Annotated in this window: 16 protein-coding genes; 10 read left to right on the forward strand and 6 right to left on the reverse strand. The window is 61.4% G+C overall.

Annotation, left to right across the window (positions count from 1 at the left end):
• From ACRESD_RS20755 to ACRESD_RS20770, 4 genes are all read right to left on the reverse strand, one after another.
• A partial coding sequence (locus tag ACRESD_RS20755; protein ID WP_431752614.1) for an isochorismate lyase occupies positions 1 to 263 on the reverse strand: 263 nt, incomplete at its 3' end.
• Between the two features lie 29 nt (positions 264 to 292).
• Entirely contained in the window at positions 293 to 1516 is a 1224-nt protein-coding gene (locus ACRESD_RS20760) for a histidine decarboxylase (RefSeq protein ID WP_431752615.1), read from the reverse strand.
• A 39-nt stretch (positions 1517 to 1555) separates the two neighbouring features.
• On the reverse strand, positions 1556 to 3391 hold the full coding sequence (locus ACRESD_RS20765) for a (2,3-dihydroxybenzoyl)adenylate synthase (RefSeq protein WP_431752616.1): 1836 nt from the start codon (positions 3389 to 3391) through the stop codon (positions 1556 to 1558).
• A gap of 26 nt (positions 3392 to 3417) precedes the next feature.
• On the reverse strand, positions 3418 to 4593 hold the full coding sequence (locus ACRESD_RS20770) for an isochorismate synthase (RefSeq protein WP_431752617.1): 1176 nt from the start codon (positions 4591 to 4593) through the stop codon (positions 3418 to 3420).
• A gap of 113 nt (positions 4594 to 4706) precedes the next feature.
• Here ACRESD_RS20770 and ACRESD_RS20775 point away from each other — a divergent pair, with 113 nt between their 5' ends.
• Complete coding sequence (locus ACRESD_RS20775) at positions 4707 to 9047, forward strand: amino acid adenylation domain-containing protein (protein ID WP_431752618.1); 4341 nt, start codon at positions 4707 to 4709, stop codon at positions 9045 to 9047.
• A 31-nt stretch (positions 9048 to 9078) separates the two neighbouring features.
• Positions 9079 to 10398: a putative histamine N-monooxygenase gene (gene basC / locus ACRESD_RS20780; RefSeq protein WP_431752619.1), complete on the forward strand. Its 1320-nt coding sequence runs from the start codon at positions 9079 to 9081 to the stop codon at positions 10396 to 10398.
• Between the two features lie 43 nt (positions 10399 to 10441).
• Here basC and ACRESD_RS20785 read toward each other — a convergent pair whose 3' ends face one another.
• Positions 10442 to 12550 (reverse strand): condensation domain-containing protein, encoded by a 2109-nt coding sequence (locus ACRESD_RS20785; RefSeq protein ID WP_431752620.1) that lies wholly within the window; start codon positions 12548 to 12550, stop codon positions 10442 to 10444.
• A 229-nt stretch (positions 12551 to 12779) separates the two neighbouring features.
• Here ACRESD_RS20785 and ACRESD_RS20790 point away from each other — a divergent pair, with 229 nt between their 5' ends.
• The 8 genes from ACRESD_RS20790 (at position 12780) to ACRESD_RS20825 (ending at position 23039) form a co-directional block, all read left to right on the forward strand.
• Positions 12780 to 13298, forward strand: coding sequence for a sigma-70 family RNA polymerase sigma factor (locus ACRESD_RS20790; protein WP_431752621.1), 519 nt, complete (start codon positions 12780 to 12782; stop codon positions 13296 to 13298).
• A 136-nt stretch (positions 13299 to 13434) separates the two neighbouring features.
• The gene (locus ACRESD_RS20795; protein ID WP_431752622.1) at positions 13435 to 15213 is read left to right on the forward strand and encodes an ABC transporter ATP-binding protein; all 1779 of its coding nucleotides are present in this window, start codon (positions 13435 to 13437) and stop codon (positions 15211 to 15213) included.
• Positions 15207 to 16964, forward strand: a complete 1758-nt coding sequence (locus ACRESD_RS20800) for an ABC transporter ATP-binding protein (RefSeq protein WP_431752623.1) — start codon at positions 15207 to 15209, stop codon at positions 16962 to 16964. The genes ACRESD_RS20795 and ACRESD_RS20800 overlap by 7 nt, the downstream gene beginning before the upstream one ends.
• Positions 16961 to 17905: an ABC transporter permease gene (locus ACRESD_RS20805; protein ID WP_431752624.1), complete on the forward strand. Its 945-nt coding sequence runs from the start codon at positions 16961 to 16963 to the stop codon at positions 17903 to 17905. Before ACRESD_RS20800 ends, ACRESD_RS20805 begins: the two co-directional genes overlap by 4 nt.
• Positions 17902 to 18852 (forward strand): iron chelate uptake ABC transporter family permease subunit, encoded by a 951-nt coding sequence (locus tag ACRESD_RS20810; RefSeq protein WP_431752625.1) that lies wholly within the window; start codon positions 17902 to 17904, stop codon positions 18850 to 18852. The genes ACRESD_RS20805 and ACRESD_RS20810 overlap by 4 nt, the downstream gene beginning before the upstream one ends.
• Entirely contained in the window at positions 18849 to 19631 is a 783-nt protein-coding gene (locus ACRESD_RS20815; protein ID WP_431752626.1) for an iron ABC transporter ATP-binding protein, read from the forward strand. The genes ACRESD_RS20810 and ACRESD_RS20815 overlap by 4 nt, the downstream gene beginning before the upstream one ends.
• A complete protein-coding gene (locus ACRESD_RS20820; protein WP_431752627.1) occupies positions 19628 to 20611 on the forward strand; it encodes a siderophore ABC transporter substrate-binding protein in 984 nt (327 codons plus the stop codon). The genes ACRESD_RS20815 and ACRESD_RS20820 overlap by 4 nt, the downstream gene beginning before the upstream one ends.
• A gap of 151 nt (positions 20612 to 20762) precedes the next feature.
• Entirely contained in the window at positions 20763 to 23039 is a 2277-nt protein-coding gene (locus ACRESD_RS20825) for a TonB-dependent receptor (protein ID WP_431752628.1), read from the forward strand.
• 51 nt (positions 23040 to 23090) lie between these two features.
• Here ACRESD_RS20825 and ACRESD_RS20830 read toward each other — a convergent pair whose 3' ends face one another.
• Positions 23091 to 24017, reverse strand: a complete 927-nt coding sequence (locus ACRESD_RS20830) for a LysR family transcriptional regulator (RefSeq protein ID WP_431752629.1) — start codon at positions 24015 to 24017, stop codon at positions 23091 to 23093.
• Between the last annotated feature and the right edge of the window lie 6 nt (positions 24018 to 24023).

Consider the following 24023-nt stretch of genomic DNA (forward strand, 5'->3'; position numbering starts at 1 on the left):
CAGTAAATGATGTGCTCGTAGAGTTTTTCCACAAAGTCCACATCGAATCCAGCGTCGACGGCCCACTCGCGGCGGTCCTGCAGCATCGCTGCAACCCGTTCCGGCGCGGGGATTGCTTGTTCGTTGGCCTTGAAGCGCACGGCGGCCTTCACGTAACCCAAGCGTTGTTGCAGTGACTCCAGGATCTGGCGGTCGAAAAAGTCGATGCCAGCGCGGATGTCGGTGAGGCTTTCGCACGCCTCGGGTGTTTTTAGTGACGACATGGTGTTTGTCTCTAATAAAAGGTTCGGTTTCAGATGACGTCGAATCGTGGGCATGCCAGCCGGGCAACGGCGGGCGGGCGTTCGTGAGTGCCAGGATGGGCACGGGCAGCGCCAATGCCCCAGGCGTCGGTGTCACGCTCGGCGATGACCTCATCGATCAAGGCATCGATCATGCAGTTGTCGTGATGATGGGGCGTGGTGATCAAGTGCGCGGTATCGCCGGAGGTGGCCAGGCAATACTTTTTCGCGATGCGTTCTGACGGGCAGGGAAATACCACGGTGATGGAGTTCTCGTTGCGCCATGCATCGATGCCGGCTGCCTGGAAGCGATCCACGGCATATTGCGCCTGGTCCAGGCAGTGGCGGATACGCTGGCGCCAGTCGGCGAACGAGTGGCTGCGCAGTGCCGCCCACATCATCAGCGGTGTGTGGCCATTGCGTGAGCCGCTGATGGTTTTGTCATGGGCCAGGATGTAGTCGACTTCCACGGAGATGCGCGCCACGTTCTTGCGCTTGGCCACTACGATGCCGCACGGGATCGGCGAACCAATCATCTTGTGCCCGGACACGCAGATCGAGTCGATGCCATCGGCAAATGTGAAGGGTTGCGGGTGGTCGACGAAGGGCAGGATCATCCCGCTCAGTGCCGCGTCGGCATGCAGGTAGTAGTCACGCCGGGCAATACCTGCCAGTTGCAGCCGTTGTTGGATGGTCGCGATGTTGTCCACCGCGCCACGCATCGTCGTGCCGATATTGGCGAAGATGATCGGGTGACGCTCCTGGTCGGCGGCGATCTTGAGCATCAGGTCGTCGTAGTCGATCTCGCCGTTGGGCAGGGATTCGACGGCACGGCATTTGATGCGCAGCAGCTTGACGATCTTGGCCACCGAGTAGTGGGTGTCCTTGGAGTAATACAGGGTGCCGTCGGGGAACAATTCGCGGGCCAGGTAGCAGCCGAACATATTGCCTTCGGTGCCGCCATTGGTGACGTAGCCCCAGCTGTCTTCGAGCGCAATGCCGAACAGCTCGGAGAAGTACGTCATCACGTCCTTTTCGAAGTCGAACGAGTTCAGCACATAGTTGCTGTACTCGTTCCAGTCCCCGCAGTTGTTGATCGAAAACTGCAGGAAGCGGTGCAGCTGGGAGTAGTCGAAATCGGCGGATTCGGGGTAGCCGATGTTGAAGTACTGATGGGTCACGCAGTGCTGCCAGAAGTGTTCAAGCCTGCTTTGGTCGGCCGTGGATAAAGTCATCTCTAACTCCTTTTAAATCGACTGGGCGAAGCGGCCCGGTCAGGCCGCTTTTTGCCGCGTGTCCACCAGCGACCACCAGCTGGCGAGCGTGGGCGAGTCGGCCAGTTCTTCAAAGGTGACGGCGATTCCACGTTCCTTGAGTTCGGCGGCGAGCTTCATCACTTGCAGGGAGTCGAGGCCGTAGAAAATCAGGTTTTCCTCGGGGTCCAGTTCTTCACCGTCTTCGATCAATTGCAACACGCGGGTTTTCAGCCAGGCGCGGGTGGTTTCCGCCGTCAGCAGTTGGCGCAGCTGTTTTTTGTCGATCTTGCCCACGGCGGTGAGTGGCATGGTGTCGATCAGCCGGATGCGGTCGGGCAGTTTGTATTCGGCGATGCCCAGTTCCATCAGGTGGCGGCGCAGGGCGGGCGGCTTGAGGTTGGGATTGCGCGAGACGACGAAGGCGCAGCTCTTTTCCCCCAGGGCGGCGTCGGGCATGGCGACCAGCCCGGCGTGGGTGACGTCGGGGTGCAACACGATGAGGTTTTCGATCTCTTCGGAAGCGACTTTTTCGCCACCCCGGTTGATCTGGTCCTTGACCCGGCCGACGACGCGCAGGTCACCGCTGGGCGTCATTTGCACCAGGTCACCGGAGTAGTAGTAACCCTCGTTATCGAAGGCTTGGGCGTTCTGTTCGGGGCTCTTGTAGTAGCCGCAGAAGGTATAGGGGCCACGTGTAGCCAACATACCGGGCTCGCCGTTTGCTACGGGAACACCTTGTTCATCGACGATTTTGATTTCGTCCCCCGGGCTGATCGGGCGGCCTTGGGTGGTGAAGATTTGCTCGTCGGTGTCACCCAGGCGGGTGTAGTTGATCAGGCCCTCTGCCATGCCGAACACCTGCTGCAGTTTGCAACCGAGCACCCCGGGCACCTGGCGGGCCAGCGAGTCGGCGAACACAGCGCCGCCGACCTGGAGGTATTCAAGCGATTGCAGTTGCTCGGCGTGCTCCGGCGCGGCCTGCAGCCACAATGCAACGGCACTGGGCACCAGGGCGACGGTGTTGACTTCGTGGCGCTGGATTATTGCGAAGCAGGTCTGCGGTTCTGGGCTCGGCGCCATGATGATGGTGCCGCCCGCGTACAACACGCCCAGAGCGCCCGGCGAGCTGAGCAGGAAGTTATGCGCTGCCGGCAGGGCGCACAGGAAGCGTGTTTGTGCGGTCAGGCCGCAGACTTCGGCACTGGTGCGGGCGTTGTAGTGGTAGTCATTGTGGGTGCGTGGGATGAGCTTGGGTGTACCGGTGCTGCCGCCGGACAACTGGAAGAGGGCAACTTCATCCGGTGCGCTAGGGGAGAAATCCACGCGACTGTCGCTTGGACTTTCGATCCAGGCGGCCAGGTTGTTGGGAGCGTGCTGTTCGCCGAGGAACAGCGTGACCTGAGGGCTGGCGCCGACTTCGTTGAGGTCGGCGAGGTAGCCGTCATCACGGAACACTTCATGCTCACGGGAGGCGATCAACAGCTTCGGCGTGATTTGTTTGGCGTAGCTCTTGAGTTCCAGTTTGCGATGGCTGTAGAGCGCGTTGAGCGGCACGATGCCGGCCTTGAGCAGCGCGAACAGCACGATGTAGAACTCGGCGATGTTGGGCAGTTGCACCAGCGCGGTGTCGCCGTGGCCAAGCCCGTTGGCGGCCAGGCGCGAGGCCAGGTTGGAGGACAGTTGGTCCAACTCGCCGTAACTGAAGCGACGCTCACCGCAAATGATCGCACAAGCCTGGGGCTGTGCTTGGCTGCGGGCCTGGAGCAGGTGGGTGAGGGGTTGATCGATCCAGTAGCCGTTTTCCCGATAGCGTTGTGCTCTGTCGAGGGGCCAGTGCGTGAATTCTAGAGTCATGGGGGTCACTGATAAAAATGGGGAAGTTAGTGGGCCAGGCCGCATGCGCGCAGCATGGTGCCGAGCTTGGTCTGGACTTCTGTCCATTCGGAGTCGGGGCTTGAGGCTTCGACGATGCCGGCGCCGGCGAACAGGCGGACCTTGTTGCGCTTGATGGTGCCGCAGCGGATGGTCACGACCCATTCACCGTTACCTTGGGCGTCGCACCAGCCGACCATGCCGGTGAACAGGCCTCGCTCGACGTGTTCGACGAAGCGGATCAGGTGCCGGGCGCGTTCGGTCGGGAAACCACAGACCGCAGGGGTAGGGTGCAGACGGCAAGCCAGCTGCAGGGCCGAGATGTTGGGATCGGCCAGGGTGCCTTCGATTCGGGTGGAGAGGTGCCACAGCGCAGGCGTGCTGATCAGGCTGGGGCGCTGCGGCACGTTCAGTTGTGTACACAATTCGCCGAGCTGGGAGGCGATGTCTTCGGTCACCAGGCGGTGTTCGTAGTGGTCTTTTTCCGAGGCGGCCAGCCAGTCGGCGTTGCGCCGGTCGGCTTCGGGGTCAGTCATGCGCTTGGCCGAGCCGGCCAAGGGATTGGACACGAAGTCCAGACCGTCCTTGTGCACCAGCAATTCGGGGCTGACGCCGATCAGCGTGGCGCCGTCGGGCATGGGCACGCGGAAGTGGTAGCCGCCGGGGTTCTGGGCACGCAGATTGTTCTGCATGGCGCTTACGTCCACATCTTGGGCAAACAGCAATTCGCGCTGCACCGAGAGCACTGCCTTGCGCACGTCGCTGTGGCGGAAGTTGACGATGGCGTGTTCGACCGTGCGCTTGAAGCCTTGCTCGTCCGGTATGTTTTTTTGCTCAAGCAGTTCCGGCATCGAGGCCGCACCGGTTTGCACGGCACCGCTGCGGGCGCGCCACTCGGCGTGTTCGGGGATGTAGAGGCAGGACGCTTCAGCGGGATCGAAGGGGATGGCGCCGACGATGATCGGGTTGGCCTGGCCCGCTTTGCGCGCTTGTTCAAAGGCATGCGAAACGGTTTTTTGAAACAGGCTACTGGCGTTTTCGCCGGCGATAGCCGGAGTTTCGATGCGTTGCAACATGCCGCTGACAGCTAGCTCACGATCACCGGAGGTGAATGAAAAACTCCGCGTTGCATCCAGCTGTTGCACCTCATCCATGTCGCTCGTCCTAAGGGTGCCCGTTCTCATTTGCAGAAAGCCTCCGTGGCTTGTGGTCAAAAAATTATGTCTTGAAATATAATCATTATCGTTTTTAATAGGTGACGCTAATCATTTAGATTTGTCAATCACATGAGTGGACCATGAGAGAGTTAACTTCGATGCAAGCCGCCTGTTGGATCGGGCGTACTGCTCATGCCTTTTTAGGGAGAGTTTCGGCTCATCTTTATGCCGAGTTCGATGGCCATTCCATTGAACTGGACCGGTTACGCGAAGCGCTTGGACGGGCCAGCCTGCTGCATCCGATGCTGCGGATGCGGGTGGATGCGCAAGGGCTGCAATCCATTGCTGCCGTGGACCAATCGCCTCAGTTGGAAGTCGAAGACCTGCGCGCCATGACTGAGCCGGAGTCCGCCCGTCACCTGCTAGCCAAACGGGAGGCGTGGACACATCAGCAACTGGACCTCGGCCATGAGCCGGGCGCCCGATTTGCAGTGAGCCTGTTGGCGGACGATAGGTTTCGCCTGCATGTCGATACCGACATGATCGCCATCGATCCATCCAGTTTCCGCACGCTGATGGAAGACCTGGCCCGGCTTTACGAGCAGCCCGATGACACGCTGCCGAACACGCCATCTTTCTTCGATTGGTACGACAAGGCCCGTGTCGACCCGGCACTCAAGGCCGCCCGTGATCGCGACCGTGCCTGGTGGCGTGAGCGCCTGGCGCACGTTGCCCCGGCACCCACCTTGCCATTGCTTGAGCACCCGCCGGAGCAAGCGCAAAGCCACCGACTTCATACTTGGCTGGGTCCCGCCGAGCGCCAGGCCTTGGAACAAGTGGCACGGGAACGCAGGATTACCCTGTCGACCTTGATGATGGGGCTGTTTGCGGCGGCGCTCGGGGAGCAGACCGGCGACCGTAGCTTCCGTCTCAATGTACCGACGTTCTGGCGCCAACCATTGGTGGATCATGTCGAGCGCGTGGTGGGTGACTTTGCCAATGTGTTGATTCTGGATGTGGACATCGAGTCCGCCGCCACGCCGGCCGCGCTGTGTGCGCAACTGGCGAAAAAAATGGTCGGCCTGCTTGAGCATTGCGCCTATCCGGGCGTGAATGTGATGCGCGATCTGTCCCGCCATCAGGGCACGCCACAGCTCGCGCCGGTGGTCTTTACTGCCGCGCTGGATATGCCCGGTGGCGACTTGCTTTCGCCGCGCGTGCAGCGTGTATTCGGCCCGATGAATTGGGTCATCTCCCAAGGGCCGCAGGTGGCTCTTGATGCACAGATTGCCTGCGCCGATGGCGGTATCCTGATCAATTGGGATATCCGTCTTGATGCGTTGCCACTGCCGTGGGTAACGACGTTCTTTGACCGCTTTGTGGCGATCACGCAGGAAGTGGTGGCCGATTCTCGTGCGTTGGATCAAACGCTCAACGTCGGTGTTTCGCGCACTCTCGAAAGACCGCTGTCAGCCCTACAGCAAGCGTACTTATTGGGCCGTGGTACCCAGGTGCCTCTTGGCGGTGTGGCCATGCAGGAGTTTCGTGAGTACCACGGGGTCATGGACCCGACGTTGCTGCGCAGTCGCCTGGCGGCCATGGTGCAGCGTCATGACAGCCTGCGCACACGGGTGGATGCGCTCAAGTTGGTGAGTCATGTCAGCGATGAAGCTCGTATCAATCTTGAGGAAGTTGACCTCACATCGATGTCATCGCAAGCGGCGCTGGCTCACATCGATGGGCGTCGTGAGGCTTACGCCCACGCCATCTTCGAGCTGGACCGTGCGCCTTGGAATGTCACGATCTTCCACCTGCCCGACGACCAGTTGACGGTGTTCGTACGTCTGGATGCGTTGATCCTCGACGGCCGCTCCATTGCTGCGTTGCTGGTCGAGTTGTTCGACGGCCTGACCGGCGATGAGCCCGCTACCGAGGCTGCGCCTGCCTCGGTGGATCAGACCAGCCAACGCAAGGCCGACGCGGTTTACTGGAAGACCAAGCTCACCGACGTGACGGGCGCACCACGCCTGCCATGGCGCGTGCCGCTCGATCAAGTGCGGGCATCGCGCTACGAGCGCCAAAGCCGACAAGTGCCCAAGGCGGTATTCAATGCATTCTGCAAATTGGGCGCTCGGCAGCGGCTATTCAAGAACTCCGCCCTGATGGCGCTGGTGATGGAAGTGCTGTCCCACTGGCTCGATGAAGGTGGCTTGTGCGTGGCGGTACCGGTTGCGCCGCAAACGGGCGGTGCATTTGCCAACCGTTCCAGCTTTATCGCGATCAACCGAAACGAGGCCCCTAGCACCTTTACGGAGCGTGCGGCGAAGTTGCAAGTGGACGTGCTGGAAGGGTTGCAACACCTGGCCTATTCGGGCGTGGACCTCGCCCGGTTGCTGTTCGAATCCCACGGCCCTGGGCCGGTGTTGCCGGTGGTGATTACCAATGGTTTTTCCTGGCCGGTGTCGGCGGCGGGCAGTCTCATGCAGTTGCAGGGCGGCCTGACCCAGACGCCTCAGGTGGCCATGGATATTCGCTTCTGGGCCAACGCCGAGGGCGCGCTGGTGCTGGATATCGACTATGCGCGGGAGGTTCTGGACCCAGCGGTGGTTCACGACATTCTGGATGCGCTGGAAAAGGCCATCAGCCAGATCAGCGTCAGCGGTGAGTTCACCATGGATACCGCCGCGATCATCGACACGTCTCACTATCGCCTCAATAGCCCGACGAGCGAGGCCAGTGCCGAAGGGTTCCTGGCGCAAATCGCCAAGCACCTGTTCGACCCTACCAACCAGCGGATCGCCTTGATCAGCGGTGAACGGCAGATCAGCTACGCCGAGCTGGGCGAGGGTGTGTCGCGTGTCATTGCGGCGTTCAAGGCCCGTGGTATCGGGCCGGGCCAAGTGGTCGCCATCTGCCTGCCTCGCAGTCCGGAGCACACCACGCTGACCTTGGCCTGTGCTTTGACGGGCGTGATCTGGGTGCCTATCGATGCCTCGGCGCCGGACGAGCGTCGGCAGTATCTGCTGGAAAACTGCCGACCAGATCTGGTGGTCATTAGCCCAGGCGAGAGGGTCGAGCAGGTCCATGCCACACCGGACGAGTTGCTGGTCGGGCCGCAAGCCAGTGCACCCATGCTGGATGATCGTTCACTGAGTGAAGCGCCGGCGTATTACCTCTACACCTCGGGCACCACCGGCAAGCCCAAGTGCGTGGTGCTGTGCAATCGCGCCACGGCCAATGTCATCGGCAGCACCTTGTCTCACTGGCGCGTGAGCCAGAGTGACGTGTTCATGTCGGTAACCCCGTTGCACCACGACATGTCGGTATTCGATGTGCTCGGCTGCCTGACGGCCGGCGCCACCCTGGTGCTGCCTGGCGTCGGCGAGGAAAAGGACGCGGTGCGTTGGAATCAGTTGATTGCCAGGCACCGCGTGACGCTGTGGTGTTCCGTGCCGGCTATTCTGGAAATGCTGCTGTCGTGCCGTGGCGAACATGACTTGGCCAGCCTGCGCCTGATCGCCCAGGGCGGCGACTACATCAAGCCGGGCGTGATCGCCGAGTTGCGCGGGTTGCTGCCATCGTCCCGCCTGATTTCCCTGGGTGGGCCGACGGAAACCACGATCTGGAGCATCTGGCACGACATCACTGTCGATGACCAGCTGCAAATTCCCTATGGGCGACCGTTGCCGGGCAACCGCTATCTGGTTCTCGACGCCGAGGGAGCGCATTGCCCAGCAGGCGTTGTCGGCCGCATTCATACGGCAGGCGTCAATCTGGCCCTGGGCTACCTGGAAAACGGCGCGCTGGCGCAAACCGAATTCATCAGCGTCACCGACGAGCATGGCCAGGCCGTACGCGCATTTCGTACCGGTGACTGCGGGCGCTATCGCCGCGACGGCACGTTGATGTTCGACAGCCGCGTGAATGGCTACGTGAAGGTGCGCGGTGTGCGCGTGTCGCTGCCCGACATCGAGATCGAGCTGATCAAGCATCCTGCGGTCAGGCACGTGCTGGTGGTGGACTATGGCGAGCAGCGCCAGGGCGAGGTCAACATCGGTGCGCTGTACGTGAGTGCCGAAGACGCCGCCCCCTTGACCGCCGCCGCGTTGCGCCAGTTCGCCCGCGAGCACTTGCCGCACTCCCATGTGCCCACGCGATTCCTGGCGGTGGAGGCGCTGCCGTTGTCGCAAAACGGCAAGCCTGATCGCCCGCGTGCCCGCAACTTGTTGCTGGAGCCTGCCGAAGAGGTCGTTGAAACGCAGGGCAGCAAGGTCTTGGCGATCTACCTGAGTGTGTTGGGCAGGCCGCCGCAGGACAGCGCCAATGTCTCGGTCGACTTCATCAGTCTGGGCCTGCGGCCCCAGCATTTGAAAGCCATCGCTGCGCGGTTCCAAGAGGAACTTGCGGTGACGCTTTCCCCCGGACAATTACTTCGTTGCCGTAACGCACAAGATGTCGAGCGATTGCTCGCCACTGCATAACCACATAGCAATACCCAGGGAGACAGATTGGATGACGGATTTACCCACTGTAGATATCGCCGGTGTTGGCATCGGGCCCCTTAACCTCGGGCTGGCCGCTTTACTGTCCAAACATTCCGGCGTGACCAGTCTTTTCCTGGATCGCAAAGCCGAATTTCGTTGGCATGAAGGGCTGCTCCTGCCAGGTACCACGTTGCAAGTGCCGTTTCTGGCGGACCTGGTGACGATGGCCGACCCCACCCATGAACTGAGCTATCTGAACTACCTGCACCAGCACGATCGCCTGTACCAGTTCTATTACTACGAGAACTTCCAGGTGCCGCGCCGCGAGTATGACCACTATTGTCGTTGGGCTTCGCAGCAGTTGCCGACGTGCCACTTCGGCGAGGATATCTGTGATGTGACCTACGACGCGGGAGCCGGGAAGTTCCAGATTGAAAGCCAGTCCGTGTCAGGCTTCAAACGCTACTATTCCAGCCGAAACCTGGCGGTAGGCATTGGCACTACGCCGATACTGCCGCAATGGGCTCAGGTGAAAAGCACGGCACCCATCATGCATTCGGCCGAGTTTGGCAAGCGCCAGGCGCAGTTGTCGGAATGTCGGCGTGTCACCGTGATTGGCTCTGGCCAAAGTGCCGCCGAGTGCGTGCTCGCGTTGTTCAATGAGCTGACCCCCGAGCGGATTGCCGCAGGCGCCTCGATCCGCTGGATCACCCGTTCGGCGGGTTTCCATCCCATGGAATACTCCAAGCTGGGGCAGGAGTGCTTTACGCCGTCCTACATGGAGTACTTCCACAGCCTCCCGCGTGAACGCCGTCGTGAGGTCGTGGCCAAGCAGGGCTTGTTGTACAAGGGCATCAGTTTTTCCACTATCGCCGCTATCTACGACTTGATCTATGAGCGCTCCATCGGCGGCAGTGATCCGGGCCTGACGTTGCTGTCGAACTGTGAGGTCGAGATGGTCGAGGACGTCGCCGGTACGCTGCGTATTGCCTATCGGCATCGTGAACTGGACCAGACCAGCAGCCTGGAGGCGGACGCGATTGTGGCCGCGACGGGCTACGGGCATGCCTGGCCGCAGTGGTTTGAGCGGCTCAAGGGCACGGTGCTGGAAACCGATGAGCACGGTGACTGCCTTGTGGAGGATGACTTCACCGCACGCCGCTGTGATGACGGGGCAGGGCGTATCTTTGTGCAGAACGCAGAGATCTTCCAGCATGGCGTGGGCTCGCCGGACCTGGGCGTTGCTGCGATTCGTAATGCGAGCATTGCCAATCAACTGCTCGGTCGCCCGCACTACCGCCTGCCCAAACGCTCGTCGTTCCAGCGTTATGGCATGCATGAGGTTTAGTGTGTGAAAGGCAGGGCCTTGGTGTTACCAAGGCCCTGTTGGGTCAGACGCGGATGTGGTCCAGGGTGATGCCATCGGCGCCAGGTGTCGCAAACAGCGCGAACATCTGTTCAATCGTGGCGCTCATACGGGCCATCTGCTCTGCGCTGTAGCGATCCGAACGGTAGGTAATCACCAGGCGCAATGCGCGCTTGCCGTCGAGCGTGTTTTCCATGATCTCGAACTGAATACCGAACATCGACTGGTTCTTGTCCGGGTCAATCTGGCGGTAGCGGATTGCGCCGTTATCCGGTGTGCTCAGGGCGCCGTTCAAGGCGTTGTTGGCGTGAATCTGGATGTACACGTCGAACAGCAGTCCATCTGCTGGCGTCATGCCCAGCGCCTGTTGAATCTGCTCCATCGGCACATCGGCGTAGGCCATCGAGTCGTTGATCAAACGGCTGACGTTTTCGATCATGGCGCCGACGGCTTGTCGGGCATCGAATTGCACGCGGTGCGCGACCATGGTGGTGAAGTAGCCGACCGTGTCGTAATACGCAGGGTCTGTGCGACCGGAAGCCGACGTGCCCACTACCAGGTCTTTCAAATCCCCGAGCTTGTGCAGGGAGAGCACGATTGCCGAATAGACCACGCCGAACAGTGAAGCGTTGTTCTGCCGGGCGAAGGCGTACAGGTGGTCGGTCGTGCCTTGGGTGGGCTTGATCTCGAACCACTGGGCCTTGGTCGATACCTGTGCGGGCTGTGCCTCGGAGGAGGGCAGTGTCAGGCCACGGGTGGCATCGCGCAGCATGCTGGTCCAGTAGTCGAGGTGCTTCTGGTTGATCCCGGCGGCTTGCTGGCGCACGGCGAATTCATGGAAGGACGGTGCCGGGCTTTTCCAGACTGGCGCTTTGTCAGCCGCACGGGCCAGGTAAGCCTGGGCCAGTTCTTCCATCATCACGTTGAGCGACCATTCATCAATGGCCATGTGATGGACGAGCAGCGACAAGGTTTGGCGTTGATGTGACGCGTCTTGAATGAAGCGCACCCGCAGGGGCAACTCGCGGGTCAGATCGAACTGATAGGTGGCTTCGCTTTGCAGGGTGGCACCCTGGCTTTCGCGGCTCGGCCAGAACCACTTGAACTGCGATAGCTGCGTGGTCGGCACGATTTGCTGGTATGCCTCGCCACCTTCGAAGTGGAAAGTGCTACGCAGGCTGGCATGGCGCTCAATCAGGTCATGGAATGCCTGTTCGAACAGCGCTTCGTCCACCGTGTCGAGAAACTCCATGGCAAACGGCAGGTTGAAGATCGTGCCGAATTCGAAGGCGGCGTAAGCGCGTCCGAGGGACGCCTGGGCCAGTGCAAACGGTGCTTTTTGTACGTCTTGTGGGGAGCCGGTGGTGGTTGGCGCAGCGTTTCTCGCGATGACCTGGGCGCGTGCCGCCAAAGCGGTTGCCGAGGGTGCGCTGAAGAAATCGTTGAACTGGACTTCGATGCCGTGGCTGCTCAACAGCTTGCCGATGATACGGGTGGCCAGCAGCGAGTGGCCGCCAAAGTCGAAGAAGTCATCCGTCGCCAACATACCCGGTTCTGCCAGGGCTTCGCGGAACTCGGCGAGGATAATGGCTGCAATTTCAGGGGTTTCTGTTTGGGCGGCGTTCTCGCCGATGTCCGCCTGGCGGTGCAGCCAAGGCAGTGGCGTATCAGTGGTGTGCATGATCTTGCGGTACAGGTCGTTCGCCTGGCAGGTCTGGTCAAGAATTGGGTGAAGGACCAGCGCCAGTATGGGCGCTCCCGACGTTTGCATAATCAGCGCTTTGAACGGCGGCTGATGCTCAGCGTCCCACGGCGCGGCTTGTTCTGGGAGCAGGTAGTGGCTGGCGTCACCGGTCACCTGAATGCGCTCGATGCATGCTTGCCAGTCGCGCGCCTGGACCTTGTCGACTTCGCCGTCATCGTTGAACTGGTAGCGGGCATTCAGCTCGGGGATTGATTCGATCACCGCCTGGAGTGCTGACTCCAGTCTTGCGGGATCGGTATCTGCGTCGAGTTGCCAGGCACTCAGGTGCTTGAGAATGCGATCGGGATATTGCTGCTGCAAGAGCCAAATATGCGCTTCGTAATCGGTGGCAGACCGTTTCGAAAACGTATCTGGAGTGAGTTCCATCATGGAAGTTTCCCGCCTTATCAAACTGAACAGTAAGAAGTAGAGATGGCAACAAGTGCCGACAGACCCATCCTCGGTCTGGTGTAACGCCTGGGAACCCGGGCGTCAGAGGACGTGCAATCCGGTTGCGTTGCAGGGGCTTTATGAACACCGTATGATCACAAATAATAATCATACATATTCGCATTAGTCAAAATCTGATCGCGGGTGGATTCGTCTCAGGAGAGGTGTTGTGAACAACGGAGCGTTTGCGTCCAAACAGCAATTCGAAAAGCTGTATGTCGACCATCACCGCTGGTTGTGCAGCCTGCTGCGGCGCAAGCTGGGCAATTCGGTGGATGCTGCGGATCTGGCCCACGATATCTATCTCAACCTCATCAAGAAGGGGCGCGTGCCTTCGATTGAAGACTCGCGCTGCCACCTGACCCAGATCGCCAAAGGCATGGTGATTGACCTGTATCGTCGTCGTCACCGCGAAGCCTGCCACCTGGAATCCCTGATGCAGCAGGCCGAACCGTTGGTGCCGTCGGAAGAGGTACGGGCGCTGGCCACCGAGGCGCTGGTGCAAATCGATGATGCGCTGCATGCCAAACCGCCCAAGGCCCGCGAAGCACTGTTGCTGTGCAAGCTGCACGGCATGGGCCATCGGGACATCGCCGCTGAATTGAACGTGTCGGTGTCCTCTGTCGAAAAATACATCGCGGCGGGCTTGCGGGCCTGCCATCCGTTCGCATCGGCGGCCGGGCTGTGAACAATTAAATCCGCAGCGCCATTGAGGGTTTTGCCGCGTTGTTCGGAATACACGGTATGCACCGTGCAAAACGCTCGAACGCAAAGGACGCCAGGCACGCCACACGGTGGCCGGCAGTGGTTATTCAGGAGAGCTCATGAGCGTTAAAGACACACCCGTCGGTTCGGTATCCCAGGTATTACGCCCGATTCGTGGGCGGCTGATACTTGCCGCCGTACTGGCCGCCCTTGGGACCATGTTGACCATGGTGCCCCTGGCCGGGATCGCCCACATTGCGCAACTGGCCATGGGTGAGGCAGCCAGTTGGGCCCAACTGCAAGGCCCGGTCTGGCAGGTGGTCGGTGTCAGTCTGGCCTGCCTGTTCCTCGGCATGACCTTGATTTCGCTGGGGGAGATGGTTGCGCACCTGGCCGACAACCACATCACCGGCCACCTGCGCCAGGCCATCACTCGTCGGTTGGCCAGGGTGCCGCTGGGTTGGTTCACCAGCCGTGCTTCGGGTGAGGTCAAGCAGGCGATGCAGGATGATATCGGTACCTTGCACAGCCTGACGGCGCACGTCTTTACCACCCTCGGCCGTACGCTTGGGGCCGTGATCATCGCCATCCTTTACCTGTTTGCCATGGACTGGCGCATGGCGATTGTCTCGCTGCTGCCATTCCCGCTGTTTTTCCTGTTTTTCACCCGCGCCACCAAGGCCAGTGGAGCGAACATGCAAGCGTTCGGCGCCGGCATGATGCGCATCAACAATGCCGTGATCGAGTTCGTCAACGGCATTCCCGTGGTCAAGGCGTTTGGCGCCGAGGGCAAGGCCCATGGCAGCTACCGGGGTGCGGTAGATGCCTTTGCTGCTGCGTTCACCGACTTCACCCGGCCACTGGTCAGTGCGATGGCCAACGCCCATGCCATGATCACGCCCGTGGCGGTACTCGGCGTGGTGCTGGCCTTCGGTACGCTGGGGGTGAGCCTGGGCTGGCTGGCTCCGGTGGACATCCTGCCGTTTGCCCTGGTCGCCCCGGGCATCTGCGCGCCGCTGTTGCTGCTGAGCTATATCACCCACGACCTGAACAACGCGACCGCCGCCGCCCAGCGCGTGCAGACCCTGCTGGAAACCCCTGTGCTGGAAACCCTGCCAAGCACATCGGCACAATTACCGGCAAACGCTGAAATCCGCGTCGAACACCTGAGCTACCACTATAACGACGAGACCCCGGTGCTCCAGGACCTGAGCTTTACCCTCAAGCCGGGCACCGTGACCGCCATTGTCGGCGCATCAGGTTCCGGCAAATCGACGCTGGCCCGCCTGTTGCTGCGTTTTTTCGACCCTACCGAAGGGCGTATCACCTTGGGCGGTGTTGACCTGCGCCACATCGAGAGTACCCAGTTGTACCGACGTATCGGCTTCGTGTTGCAGGAAGTACGCCTGATCCACGCCAGCCTGCGCGACAACATCGCCCTGGGCCGTCCCTCGGCCAGCCAGCAGGAAATCGAGGCTGCCGCGCGGATTGCGAACATCCACGAACGCATCCTGGACCTGCCACGGGGCTATGACTCGGTGATCGGTGAAGATGTACAGCTCTCCGGCGGTGAGTTACAGCGCGTCAGCATCGCCCGCGCCGTGTTGCTCGACCCACCCGTGTTGGTACTGGATGAGGCCACGGCGGCAGCCGATGCCGAGAATGAGGTGAAGCTGCAACAAGCCCTGTCGCGATTCGCCCAGGGCCGCACCCTGATGGTGATTGCTCATCGGCTCGACACGGTGATGCACGCCGACCAGATCATCTTGATCGACAACGGCACCCTCTGCGAGCAAGGCACCCACGCCGAGTTGCTCGCACGCAAAGGCCGCTACGCCAGGCTGTGGGCGTTGGGCGGTTATGAACAAGCCAAGGAGCAGGCGGTGTCGTCATGCTGAAAACCTTTATTCAACTGCTCGGCGAAGACGCGCCGGTACTGCGCCGCTATCTGGTGATGGCCCTGGTCTATGGCCTGCTCTGCGGGGTGACGATTGTCACGCTGGTGCCGATCCTCACCCACCTGCTGAGGGGGGACACCCACGCCGCCGCGCAATGGCTGATCGCGTTGGTCATCGGTGTGGTGGTGTGCTGGGCGCTGCGACGCAGCGTGGAAAAAGCCGGCATCCGCGTCGGCATCGCCGTGCTCCAGCGCGGTCGCCACCGCCTTGGCGATCATGTGGCGCAGTTGCCGGTAGGCTGGTTCAGCGCGCAAAACACGGCGCGGCTCAGCCATCTGGCAACCTCGGGCATGATGGAAATGGCGCAGTTGCCCGCACACGTGTTCACGCCGCTGTTGACCGGTGTGGTCACGCCGGTGGTGATCCTCATCGCGCTGTTCACCCTGCACTGGCCAATGGGCCTGGTTGCCCTGGCGACCCTGCCGGTGCTGCTGGGTGTGTTCGTGTTGACTGCACGGTTGGGGCAGCGAGCCGACCACGACTTCCAACACAACGCGGCCCTGACCAGCCAGCGCATGGTCGAGTTCGCCCAGGCGCAGTCGGTACTGCGGGCGTTCAATGGCGAGGATGGCGGTACACAGTTCCTCGAACAGGCCATCGGTCGCCAGCAGCAGGCCGCCAAGCACCTGATCCACGTATCGGCGATGTCAGTCGTGTTCAACGCGTGGGCGGTGCAGGCCGGTTTTGCTGCGCTGCTGGTGGCTGCCACCCTGTGGCTGGGCGACCTGCTGGGCGCCAGCCTGGAAGTGGGCTCGGTCATCGCCGTGATGATTACGCTATTGCTGGTCAGCCGCTTCATCGACCCGCTGCTGGAGGTGGCCGGCTACAGCGAAGTGCTGCGCGGCGCCCGTGGTCAGTTGGGCGCCGTGCGCGAGATTTTTGCAGTCAAGCCACTGCCGCAGCCACAGGCACCCGAGGCGCCTGTCGATAGCTCCGTCGAGCTGCGCAACGTCAGCTTCGCTTATGACGAGGGCCAGCCCGACGTGTTGCGCGATGTCAGCCTGCGCATCGAACCGGGCAGCATGACCGCACTGGTGGGCGCTTCTGGCTCGGGCAAGACCACATTGGTGCGCTTGATCGCACGCTTCTTCGATGTGACCCAAGGCAGCGTGATCGTCGGCGGCGTGGATGTGCGCCAGATGTCCGGTGAGCAACTGGCCGGCCAGATCAGTCAGATCTTCCAGGACGCCTACCTGTTCCAGGGCAGCATTGCCGACAACATCCGTATCGGCAAACCTGCGGCCAGCGACGCCGAAGTGATGGACGCGGCGCGACAAGCCGGCGTGCTGGAAATCATCGAGCGACTGCCCCAAGGCCTGGACACGCCGGTGGGCGAGGGCGGGGCACGGTTGTCCGGTGGCGAACGCCAACGGATCTCTATCGCCCGTGCGCTGATCAAGGATGCACCGATCCTGCTGGTCGACGAAGCCACCGCGGCCCTCGATGCCGAGAACCAGGCCGCCATCGCCGAAGCATTGGCACGGCTGCGCGGCAAACGCACGCTGATCGTGATTGCGCATCAGCTCTCGACCGTGGTCATGGCCGACCAGATCCTGGTGCTCGATCAAGGCCAGCTCAGCGAACAGGGTTCCCATGCCGAATTGAGCGCCAAGCCTGGGCTGTACGCCCACTTTCTCGCCCAGCGCAGGGCGGCAAAAGGCTGGCGGATCGCGGGTGAGGACGCTTCTTGAGTCGTGCAGCGTTAGTCGTCCTGTTTGTAGTGCTGTGCGGCCTGTCGCTGATGGTGGGGGTCAAGCAGGTGTCGTGGGTCGAGCTGCTGAGCTTTTCCGACGACGCCTGGCTGACCCTCACCGCCAGCCGGCTGCCACGCCTGGCCGCGTTGATCCTCACCGGGGTCGGGTTGGCCGTGTGCGGGGTGATCCTGCAGCAGATCGTGCGTAACCGCTTCGTAGAGCCCGGTACTTCCGGCGGGTTGGATGCCGCCAAGCTGGGTATCCTGATTTCCCTGACGGTGGCTCCGGGAGCCGGGGCCGCTGGTAGAATGCTGTTCGCCTTGGCCTTTTGCTTTGCCGCCAGCCTGATCTATGTCGCGATCATCCGACGCATCCAGTTCAAGAACACCGTGATGGTGCCGGTGATCGGTCTGATGTACGGCAGCGTGCTGAGCGCTGTCGCCGAGTTCTACGCCTACCGCCACAACATCCTGCAGAGCATGCAGGGTTGGATGCTCGGCGATTTCTCGAAGATCGTGCAGGGCAATTACGAGATCATCTACCTGATCCTGCCCATCGTTGTGCTGACCTACCTGTATGCCCATCGTTTCACCGTACTGGGCATGGGTGAGGGCATGGCCAGCAGCCTGGGCCTGAACTACGCCGCCAACGCGGCGCTGGGCCTGATGCTGGTGGCGGTCACTGTCTCCGCCACGGTGATTACCGTTGGCGCGATTCCCTTCGTCGGGCTGGTGATCCCCAACCTGGTAGCCCTGCACTACGGTGAAAACCTGGAACGCACGCTGCCCATCGTCGCCCTGTGCGGTGCCTCGTTGCTGTTGGCCTGCGACATCCTCGGCCGCCTGCTGATCTACCCCTTCGAAGTGCCGATCGGCCTGACTGCCGGTTGCATCGGCGGCGTGGTGTTCCTGGTGCTGCTGATCCGGAAGTACACATGAGACACATGGCTACCCGTTATGGCCTCTGGCTGCTGGTCCTGTTGCTGGCCCTGGGGTTCCTGTTGCTGGGCTCGGGCCTGGATTTCGATTACGTCATTCCCAAGCGGCTTACCCGCCTGGCCGCCATGGGCATTGCCGGCGTGTGCATTGCGTATTCGTCGGTGATTTTCCAGACCATCGCCGGCAACCGCATCCTCACGCCGGCCATCATGGGCTATGAGGCGATCTACCTGTTGTTCCAGGCTTTGCTGATTCTCGTGCTGGGCACCCAGAGCCTGGTGCTGCTGGGGCGTGACGGCAACGTGCTGTTGTCGGTGCTGTTGATGCTCGGCTATTCGTGGCTCATCCACCGTTGGCTGTTCCGCGACGGCAGTCACAACGTGTACCTGCTGTTGCTGCTGGGGTTGGTGTTGAGCATGGTGATGGGCACCTTCACCCAATTCATCCAGTTGAAGATCAGCCCCGGGGAGTTTTCGATTTTCCAGGGATTCAACTACGCCTCCTTCAACAAGGCGCAACCGGGGCAGGTGATCTATTCGGGCGTATTGGTGGCGGTGGTGTGTTTCATCGCCCAGCGCACGTTGCCGGTGCTCGATGTCTTGGCCCTGGGGCGTGACCAGGCGATTTCCCTGGGGGTCGACTACCCACGCAGCGTGCGCCTGCAACTGGCACTGATCGCGATTCTGGTGGCGGTGTCCACCAGTCTGGTGGGGCCGACCGCGTTCATGGGCGTGTTCGTCGCCAACATCGCCTATGCCCTGGCCCGCACTACGCGGCACCGGGTCACCTTGCCCCTGGGCTGTGCGATTGCCATCGGCATTTTCATCATCGCTCAGTATCTGGTGGAGCAATGGTTCAACTACAACACCTCCGTGAGCATTCTCATCAACCTGGTGTGCGGTGTGTATTTCCTCGCGCTGATGATCCGAACCCGAGGCACGGCATGATCTCTCTCCAACACGTCTACAAAGACTATGGCGCCAAGCATGTGCTGAGTGACGTCAGCGTGCAGTTCCCACCGGGGCAAGTGACCTCATTGATCGGCCCCAACGGGGCGGGCAAATCCACCTTATTGATGTTGATCGCCCGTCTGTTGACGCCTACCCGTGGCGATGTGCTGATGGGCGGGCGCAGCATCGCCGACGTGCCGGTGCGCGACTATGCCAAGCGCGTGGCCACCTTGCGCCAGTCGCCGGATTTCAACCTGCGCTTGACCGTCGAAGAGCTGGTGGCCTTCGGGCGTTTCCCCTACAGCCGAGGCGCGCTCACTGCCCAGGACCGGGTGGTGATCGACGAGGCCATCGAGTTCCTGTCACTGCAACCGCTGCGCCTTTGCTACATCGACGAGCTCAGCGGCGGGCAGCGGCAGATGGCGTTCCTGGCAATGACCATCGCCCAGCAAACCGATTACCTGCTGCTGGATGAGCCGCTCAATAACCTCGACATGAAGCACGGCGTGCAAATCATGCGCGCCTTGCGCCGCTTGTGTGATGAGCAAGGTCGCACAGTGATCCTGGTGGTGCATGACATCAACTTCGCGGCCAATTATTCCGACCATATCGTGGCGATGAAGGGCGGCGCCATCCACCGTCACGGCCCAGTCGACCAGGTAGTGACTGAGGCCAACCTGCGCGAGCTGTTCGATCTGGATTTCGAGATTCTGCACAGCCAACAAGGCTTCGTTTGCAACTACTTCAACCCATCACCTTCAAGGGAACTGACATGAGCACTGATCACACGAACAGAATGCGCGCGCTGCTGCTGACGATGGCCGTGGCGGCCGGGTTGCAGGGGTGTGACAAACCGGCGCCAGAGGCCAAGGCCCCGGTGGCGGCGCAGGCGGCCTACGCGCCGATCACCATCGAGCATCCGCTGGGCACCACCGTGGTCACTCAGTTGCCCCAGCGTGTAGTGGCCTTCGACATGAGCGAGCTCGACACCCTGGATCAACTCGGCGCCCCGGTGGTCGGCATCGCCAAGGACTACGTCGCCAGCTTCCTCACTCGCTACCGTGACGACACGAATGTCGCGGATGTGGGCTCGACCATCCAGCCCAACCTGGAACGCCTGCATGCGCTCAAGCCCGACCTGATCCTGATCTCTCCGCTCCAGGCCCAGAGCTATAAGGAACTCAGCCAGATCGCTCCAACCGTGTACGACGACGTAGACCTGACCAACAAAAAAGGCAATCTCATCGAGACCGCCAAGGCCCATTTGACCCTGCTGGGGCGCATCCTCGACAAGCCGGAACTCGCCCGCCAGAAAGTGGCGGAAATGGACGCCAAGGTCGAGCAGACCCGCCAAGTCACTGCAGGTCGCCCCGAGAAGGCCTTGATCGTGCTGCATAACAACGGTGCCTTCACCTCCTACGGCGTGAAATCGCGCTACGGTTTTGTGTTCGACACCCTGGGCGTTAAACCGGCCAGCACCGACATCGAGGCCGGCTTGCATGGCCAGCCGATTTCCAATGAATTCATTCAGCAGGCCGATCCGGACATTCTGTACGTCATCGACCGCACGGCCGTGATGGAGCATCGCCCGGCCCTCGACCTCAAGAGCCTGGACAACCCACTGTTGCGTAAGACCAAGGCATGGAACAACGGCCGGGTGATCTTCGTCGACGCCCAGACCTGGTACCTGTGCACGGCCAGTGTGACCTGCCTTAACCGCATGGCGGACGAGGTGGTCGAAGGCTACAAAGGCTGATCCAGACACACGTTCGTGGTACCCAAAGCCGCTGCCATTCAGGTCGCGGCTTTTTTCTTGGGAATATTTATCATTTAGATTGAGGGTTTGTGGTTCTGGTACGGAAACCTAGTGAATGCACTTCAATACTTCGCATCGAAAGGAATCCAGCATGTCGGAACACGGCCGCCCAACTCGCGCCCACCCTGATTTATCCCAGGCCACACCGCGTACTTTCCCGTTTACCTTGAACCGCACGTTCTCCGCCGTGCAGATGGCCTTGTTGCTCGGTTTGAGCGGCGGCTCGCTGGCAGTGTCGGCCGCGCCTGAACCGAAGCCGGCCACCCAGGCTCGGGCCGAAGCGGAAAAGAACAGCCTGGTGCTGTCGGAAACCACCATCGAGGGCGAGCGGCTCGCCACCGACGACCTGCCACCTGCGTACGCGGGTGGGCAGGTCGCCACGGGCGGTCGTATCGGGCTGCTGGGCAACAAGGACTTCATGGAAACACCGTTCAACGCCATCAGCTACACCGATGAATTCGTGCGCAACCACCAGGCCAAGGACATCGGCTCGGTGATCGGCGCCACCGACCCGTCGGTCAACGTGCCGTCCAAGCGGGCCATCCTCGAAACCTTCTTCATCCGCGGCTTCAACACCAGCGCCAACGACATCACCTTCAACGGCTTGGCTGGCATGGCGCCGAACCTGCGCGGTTCGACCGAACTGGCCGAGCGCATCGAAGTGCTCAAGGGCCCGTCTGCGCTGCTCAACGGCATGCCGCCCGATGGCAGCGTCGCCGGCAGCATCAACATGGTGCCCAAGCGCGCCGCTGACGAGCCGCTGACGCGGATCACCACCAGTTACGAGTCCAACGGGCTGTACGGTGCCCACGCTGACGTGGGTCGACGTTTTGGCGAGCAGAACCAGTTCGGTATCCGCTACAACGGCGTGTACCGCGATGGCGACACCAACGTGGACGACCAGCAGCAAAAGATGCAACTCAACGCCCTGGGCCTGGACTGGCGCACCGAGCGCGTACGCCTGTCCCTGGATGCTTACAAGCAGCGTGAGCGCCTGGATGGCGCCAACTATTTCGGCATTTTCGGCATCTCGCCGACGGTCAATAAAGTGCCCAGCCCGAAGAAGGGCAACAACTCCCTGGCGCCGGACTGGGCCTACACCATCAACGACACCGAAACCGTGTTGATCCGTGGCGAGGCCGACCTGAATGACTCGCTCACCGCGTTTGCCGCCTATGGTCAGCGCGACGGTGGCCGTAATGCCCTGATGACCCGTGACACGCTGATCAACAACGCCGGAGACATCAACGTGCTGGCTTATCGCTCTGACGGGCAGGGCACGCAGAAGTCCGGAGAAGCCGGCCTCAAGGGCACTTTCGATACGGGTCCGGTAGGCCACGCCTGGTCGTTGGCCGCCACCCAGTACAAGTCGGAGATGAGCTACAAGGACTTGATGATCCCCAACTATGTGGTCACCAACTACAACAACCTCGACTTCGGCCCAACACCGCCCCTGGGCAAATACGGCGCCGTCACCTCCCGCAGCGAAGCCAAGCTGAGAAGTTTTGCGTTCCTCGACACCCTGTCGTTCCTCGATGGCCGCGTGCAATGGACTGTGGGCTGGCGCAACCAGACCGTGGAAAGCGCCAGCTTGACGCCGGCCCGGGTCAAGACGTCCCGCTACAGCGACAGCAAGGTGTCGCCGGCGACGGCGTTGCTGGTCAAGGTTACCGACGATGTTTCGCTCTATGCCAACTACATCGAAGGTCTGTCCCAAGGCGGCACGGCACCCACCAGCGCCGCCAACTCGGGTGAAATCCTCAGCCCTTACCAGACCAAGCAGTATGAGGTCGGCGCCAAGTTCGACCTGGGCACCTTCGCCACCACGCTGGCGGTGTTCCAGATTGAAAAACCGAGCGCCTACACCGACCCCGTCACCAATATTTACGCCACCAACGGCGAGCAGCGTAACCGTGGCGTGGAATGGAGTTTCTTCGGTGAAGCCCGACCCGGCCTGCGCCTGATGGGCGGTGCGTCCTATACCCAGGCGGAGCTGACCAAGGCGTTGGTCAAATCCAACGAAGGCAATCAAGTGACCGGCGTACCGAAGATCATCGCCAAACTGGGCGCTGAATACGACCTGGAGATGGTGCCGGGGCTGACCCTGACCGCCAACACCAACTACGTTGGCAGCCGCTACGTCACCGACGACCACCGTATGGAGCTGCCGTCCTACACCGTGTTTGATGTGGGCGGCCGCTACACCACCAAGGTCATGTCCAAGCCAGTGACCTTGCGCGCCAATGTCGAGAACGTGGCTAACCGCGCTTACTGGATCGGTTCGTACAACGGTGGCGACGGCAGCGGATTGTCCGGTGGCCTGGGTACGCCACGTACGCTGCAACTGTCGGCCTCGGTGGACTTCTAACCCTCAACCCAAGCGTGGATGCGTCCAGGGACGCCCCCACGCTTGCTTGTTTCAACGCTGCGAAAATCCCCCCGACAATTGCGTCTTCAGATAGCCGACCAACGCGCTCACCGACTTCGGTACATGGGGCGAGTACGGCCTGATCAAATAGATCTCATCGGCAAACACGCCTTTGAGCGTCCAGTCCTTGAGCACCTGCACCAACGTGCCGTTGGCCAATGCGGCGTGCGCACTGAAATCCGGGAGCAGGGCGATACCCAGGTGGTTGAGCGCCGAGTCGCGCAGGGCTTCGCTGTTGTTGGTGGCAAAGCTGCCGGCGATGGGCACGGTAAGGCGTTCGGCGTTGCGCTCGAAGGTCCAGGCCGGTTGGTCGGCACCCCGTGGGTAGAACAGGCAATTATGTGCAGTGAGGTCGCCGGGTTCGCACGGTTCGCCGTGGCGTTGTAGGTAATCTCGGGTCGCCACCAGCACCGAAGCGGTGTCGCACAGCTTCCACGCCACATGGGTTTCCGGCACCTGGAAGCCATGGCGCACCGCCAGGTCGTAGCCTTCGGCCGCCAGCGAACTTAAAGCGTCGGACACATCCAACTGAATGCGCACCTGCGGATAAAGCTGCAGAAACTCCGATAGATGCGGCACCAACTGCTGCCGGGCAAATGCCACCGGTGCGGTGAGGCGTACCAGGCCGCGAATCTCCCCGGCCGAGTCGCGCACCGAGGAGAAACTGCGAGCGATCTGTGCGTAGGCGCTGCGCACTTCCCGGGTCAACGACAGCCCTGCATCGGTCAGCCGCACACTGCGCGTGGTGCGGGTGACCAGCCGCGTACCAGTGGCTTTCTCCAAGTCTGAGATCCGTTGGCTGACCGCGGACTTACTCACGCCCAGTCGCGCCGCTGCGGCGGTGTAGGTGCCTTGTTCTTCCAGCACCGACAGCCAATGAATATGGGTCCAGAGCCCCTCGATCTCGGCTTTTTCCATGATTGT

This window comes from Pseudomonas sp., from assembly GCF_050739995.1.
Taxonomy (GTDB): Bacteria; Pseudomonadota; Gammaproteobacteria; order Pseudomonadales; family Pseudomonadaceae; genus Aquipseudomonas.

Coding starts and splice junctions, on each gene's coding strand:
- ACRESD_RS20760 (WP_431752615.1), bottom strand. CDS start 1,516: ATGACTTTATCCACGGCCGACCAAAGCAGGCTTGAACACTTCTGGCAG.
- ACRESD_RS20765 (WP_431752616.1), bottom strand. CDS start 3,391: ATGACTCTAGAATTCACGCACTGGCCCCTCGACAGAGCACAACGCTAT.
- ACRESD_RS20770 (WP_431752617.1), bottom strand. CDS start 4,593: ATGAGAACGGGCACCCTTAGGACGAGCGACATGGATGAGGTGCAACAG.
- ACRESD_RS20775 (WP_431752618.1), top strand. CDS start 4,707: ATGAGAGAGTTAACTTCGATGCAAGCCGCCTGTTGGATCGGGCGTACT.
- basC (WP_431752619.1), top strand. CDS start 9,079: ATGACGGATTTACCCACTGTAGATATCGCCGGTGTTGGCATCGGGCCC.
- ACRESD_RS20785 (WP_431752620.1), bottom strand. CDS start 12,550: ATGATGGAACTCACTCCAGATACGTTTTCGAAACGGTCTGCCACCGAT.
- ACRESD_RS20795 (WP_431752622.1), top strand. CDS start 13,435: ATGAGCGTTAAAGACACACCCGTCGGTTCGGTATCCCAGGTATTACGC.
- ACRESD_RS20800 (WP_431752623.1), top strand. CDS start 15,207: ATGCTGAAAACCTTTATTCAACTGCTCGGCGAAGACGCGCCGGTACTG.
- ACRESD_RS20810 (WP_431752625.1), top strand. CDS start 17,902: ATGAGACACATGGCTACCCGTTATGGCCTCTGGCTGCTGGTCCTGTTG.
- ACRESD_RS20815 (WP_431752626.1), top strand. CDS start 18,849: ATGATCTCTCTCCAACACGTCTACAAAGACTATGGCGCCAAGCATGTG.
- ACRESD_RS20820 (WP_431752627.1), top strand. CDS start 19,628: ATGAGCACTGATCACACGAACAGAATGCGCGCGCTGCTGCTGACGATG.
- ACRESD_RS20825 (WP_431752628.1), top strand. CDS start 20,763: ATGTCGGAACACGGCCGCCCAACTCGCGCCCACCCTGATTTATCCCAG.
- ACRESD_RS20830 (WP_431752629.1), bottom strand. CDS start 24,017: ATGGAAAAAGCCGAGATCGAGGGGCTCTGGACCCATATTCATTGGCTG.